This window comes from Yoonia sp. (assembly GCF_046498525.1).
In the GTDB taxonomy this organism is placed as follows: Bacteria; Pseudomonadota; Alphaproteobacteria; order Rhodobacterales; family Rhodobacteraceae; genus Yoonia.
Genome location: NZ_JAWOAN010000109.1, coordinates 1 through 4128, shown reverse-complemented (window position 1 = coordinate 4128; position 4128 = coordinate 1). Strand labels below are relative to the sequence as shown.

Below are 4128 nucleotides of genomic sequence, written 5' to 3'. Positions count from 1 at the left end.
ATGGCATGGCAGGAAGGGCTTATAGCCCGAATTTCATGTGGTCATGGCCGACGTCGCGGATCTCTGTCATGGGTGGCGAACAGGCAGCAGGCGTATTGGCCACTGTCAAACGCGACGCGATCGAACGCAGCGACGGGGAATGGTCTGCCGAAGAAGAAGCGGCCTTCAAACAGCCCACCATTGATATCTTTGCAGAACAATCGCACCCGCTTTACGCCTCTGCGCGGCTTTGGGACGATGGCATCATCGACCCGCGCAAAAGCCGCGAGGTGCTGGCGCTGTCGCTGGCCGCGTCCATGAACGCGCCGATCGCGGAAACGCGCTTTGGCGTGTTCCGGATGTGATGGTGATTTTTCGCAAGATCCTCATTGCCAATCGCGGCGAAATTGCCTGCCGGATCATCCGCACGGCGCGTGCCATGGGCGTCCGTACCGTGGCAGTCCATTCTGATGCCGATGCGCGGGCCTTGCATGTGGCCCAAGCGGATGAGGCTGTGCGCCTTGGCCCCGCACCCGTGGCCGATAGCTATCTGCGCGGTGATCTGATCATTCAGGCGGCGCTGGACACAGGGGCAGAGGCTATTCACCCCGGCTATGGATTTCTGTCCGAAAATCCCGATTTTGTGGATGATGTGGTCGCGGCGGGTCTTACATTTATAGGCCCTTCGGCTGACGCGATCCGCGCGATGGGCCTGAAGGATGCAGCCAAAGCTTTGATGCAGAGGGCCGGTGTGCCCATCGTGCCGGGCTATCACGGGACCAATCAGACCCCCGACTTTCTGGCGGGCGAGGCCGACCAGATCAGCTATCCCGTGCTGATCAAGGCGGTTGCCGGTGGCGGCGGCAAGGGGATGCGTCTGGTCGAACGCGCCGGGGATTTTGCGGAACATCTGGCATCGGCGCAGGCCGAGGCGCGGACGGCCTTTGGCAACGCGGATGTCCTGATCGAGAAATACGTGACCGCACCGCGTCATATCGAAGTGCAGGTCTTCGGCGATGGCACCGAAGCGGTACATCTGTTCGAGCGCGATTGCTCGCTCCAACGCCGCCACCAAAAGGTCATCGAAGAGGCCCCAGCGCCGGGGATGACCGCTGCAGTGCGCGCCGCGATGGGCGATGCTGCCGTCAAGGCGGCCAAGGCCATAGGCTATGCCGGCGCGGGTACGGTCGAATTTATCGTCGATGGCAGTGAGGGCCTGCGCACCGATGGTTTCTGGTTCATGGAAATGAACACGCGTTTGCAGGTGGAACATCCGGTGACCGAGGCGGTGACAGGTGTCGATCTGGTGGAATGGCAGTTGCGTGTTGCCGCAGGCGAACCCTTGCCTGCCCGTCAGGCGGACCTCGCGATCACGGGCCATGCCTTCGAAGCGCGGCTATATGCCGAGGACGTGCCGGCGGGGTTCCTGCCTGCAACAGGCGTTGTGGAACATCTGGCGTTTCCGGCGACCGCACGCATCGACAGCGGTGTGACGGCAGGGGATGACATATCACCTTGGTATGATCCGATGATTGCCAAGGTCACGGTGCATGGCCCTGACAGGACGCAGGCCTTGCAGCATTTGTCGGCGGCGCTTGACGCGACCGAAGTCGCGGGCACTGTGACCAATCTGGATTTCCTGCGCCGCCTGGCGCGGGTGCCCGCATTTGTGTCCGGCGATGTGGACACAGGATTGATCGCGCGGCACAGCGACACCATCTGCCGCAAAGCCGTGCCACCTGCCCGTGATATCGCAATTGCTGCTGCGCATGCCGCAAACCTGCCGGACCAACCGTTGACAGGGTTTGCGTTATGGGACCCGCTGCAACGCCAGATTTCGTTGCAACACGGGGAAGAGATCATCGATATTGCACTTACCGTGCGCAGTGGAACATCTTGTGACGTGTTGGTTGGCGATACGGTCGTGACGCTTCACCGCAGGGCAGGGCACTGGGGTTCTCCTGCCATCTTGCACGGTGGCTGCGTTACGGTGTTTGGTGCTGAAAGCCTGACCTTTGAGATCATCGATCCCCTGTCCCGCATCGATACGGCGACAGGTGGGGACACCGTTCTCGCTCCCATGCCGGGTTTGGTCCATGACGTGGCCGTGGCAACAGGCCAATGGGTGGAGCAGGGCGCACGGCTGGTCGTGCTGGAGGCCATGAAGATGGAACATGTGCTCCGCGCGCCACGTAGCGGCCGGATCGCCAGCATCACCGTTGCAACCGGTGATCAGGTTACGGCGGGTGCCTTGCTGGTCAGTCTGGAGGCCGAAGAATGATCCGCTTGCACCATTGCCCGCAGACCCGTTCGATGCGCAGCCTGTGGCTGCTGCATGAACTGGGTTTGGATTTCGAGGTGGTCGCATACCCGTTCGACAAGACATTGCGCGAAGAGCCTTACCGTTCGCTCAACCCCACCGGCCGGGTGCCGACTTTGGAAATAGACGATGTGGTTTTGACGGAAAGCGGGGCGATTGCCGAATATCTGTGCGAGCGCTTTCCGCTGGCGGGCTTGGGTCGCGACCCAAGTCACGCGGAACGCCCGATGTGGCTGAACTGGATCCATTTCGCCGAGACGATCAGCCAGCATTGTGCGGCACTGACCCAACAGCATATCGCGCTTTATGATGACCATATGCGGTCGCCCGTCATCATGCAGTTGGAAGCGAAACGACTGGCCAGGACGCTGGCCACTGTGGAGCAGGGATTGCAGGATGCATATCTGCTCTCGGAGTTTTCTGCGGCCGACATCGGGGTGGGGCAGGCGGTCTATATGGCGCAGCATTTTGTGACCCTCGATGCGCTGCCGCGCGTGGCAGCATGGTTTGCGCGGCTTGCAGCGCGTGAGGGGTATCAGTGCGCTTTGCCTGACGAACCGGTGCTTTATGCGCGGGATTTTTATCCTCCGTGGGAGGTGACGGTATGAGTTTGCGGAGCTTGCAGGGGGCGCTGCCCCCGACCCTGCGGGTCTCCCCCGAGGTATTTGGGAACATAAGAAGGGGCGCGTGATGGCGGTACCCGTGCGCATTCACGAGGTGGGCCCGCGGGATGGGTTGCAGAACGAGCCTGGTGTGATTTCGCTGGCGCGCAAGGTCGCGCTGATTGATTTGCTGAGCAGGTCAGGACTGCGTGACATTGAAGTGGGCAGCTTCGTCAGCCCCAAATGGGTACCGCAGATGGCCGATACCGATCAGGTACTGGCGCAGCTGACGCCCGTGCCGGGTGTGCGCTATGCCGTGCTGGTCCCCAATATGCGCGGCTGGGAAGGCTTTCTGGCCGCGCGTCGCGACGACATGGTCACCGAGATCGCGGTGTTCATTTCAGCGTCAGAGGGGTTTTCACAGAGCAATCTGAATTGCTCGATTGCTGAATCGGTGAGGCGTCTGCATCCGGTTGTTGCCGCTGCGCGCGAAAAGAAGGTCGCGGTGCGCGGTTACGTGTCTTGCGTCACGGATTGCCCATTCGATGGCCCCACGTCCCCGCAGCAGGTTGCCGACGCGGTGGGCCAGTTGCGCGAACTTGGCCCGATGCAGGTGTCCTTGGGCGATACGATCGGGAAAGGCACGCCCGCACGCGTCACGAGGATGCTGGAGGCGGTTCTGGGCGTCGCCCCTGCGGCAGAACTGGCGGGACATTTTCACGATACCGGCGGGCGGGCGTTGACGAATATCGAAGCGTCACTCGCGCTTGGCCTGCGCGCATTCGACACTGCCGTCGGCGGTTTGGGAGGCTGTCCCTATGCCCCTGGTGCACCGGGCAATGTGGCGACAGAGGCGGTCTTGGACCTGTTGCAGCGATTAGGATATCAAACGGGTGTCGACCACGACGTGGTTGCACAGGCGGCTGAATTGGCGAGAGCGATGCGATGATTGATCTGAGTGTAGATGTCCGAGGTGTAGCGACCCTCGCTTTGGCGATCTGTTGGGAATTCCTATTTTACCTCCGTATTACACGCTTCGCTTGCTGCCTTATGTCATACCCTGTCTAGAGACGTGGCGACGGAGTATGCTTAGAGAGCGCGATCTGAGTGATCTGTTCGATCAGGATATTGGGTGATTCGGCATCGATGGTCTTGTCGACAGCTTGGGTTCGGCGGCGGCCGCCGACCCCAAGCTGTCGACAAGCCCATCGATGCCGAATCACCCAA

At 61.2% G+C, this 4128-nt stretch carries 4 protein-coding genes; all 4 read left to right on the top strand.

The genetic code is table 11. From position 1 onward, the window contains the following. Positions 1-344 (top strand): carboxyl transferase domain-containing protein (locus tag R6T97_RS07885; RefSeq protein WP_410348739.1); only part of this gene is annotated, 344 nt, incomplete at its 5' end. A gap of 5 nt (positions 345-349) precedes the next feature. After that, positions 350-2260, top strand: a complete 1911-nt coding sequence (locus tag R6T97_RS07880) for a biotin carboxylase N-terminal domain-containing protein (protein ID WP_410348740.1) — start codon at positions 350-352, stop codon at positions 2258-2260. Then, the gene (locus R6T97_RS07875) at positions 2257-2907 is read left to right on the top strand and encodes a glutathione S-transferase family protein (protein ID WP_410348738.1); all 651 of its coding nucleotides are present in this window, start codon (positions 2257-2259) and stop codon (positions 2905-2907) included. The genes R6T97_RS07880 and R6T97_RS07875 overlap by 4 nt, the downstream gene beginning before the upstream one ends. Before the next feature lie 82 nt (positions 2908-2989). Beyond that, positions 2990-3850 (top strand): hydroxymethylglutaryl-CoA lyase, encoded by an 861-nt coding sequence (locus R6T97_RS07870; RefSeq protein WP_410348737.1) that lies wholly within the window; start codon positions 2990-2992, stop codon positions 3848-3850. Positions 3851-4128 lie beyond the last annotated feature (278 nt).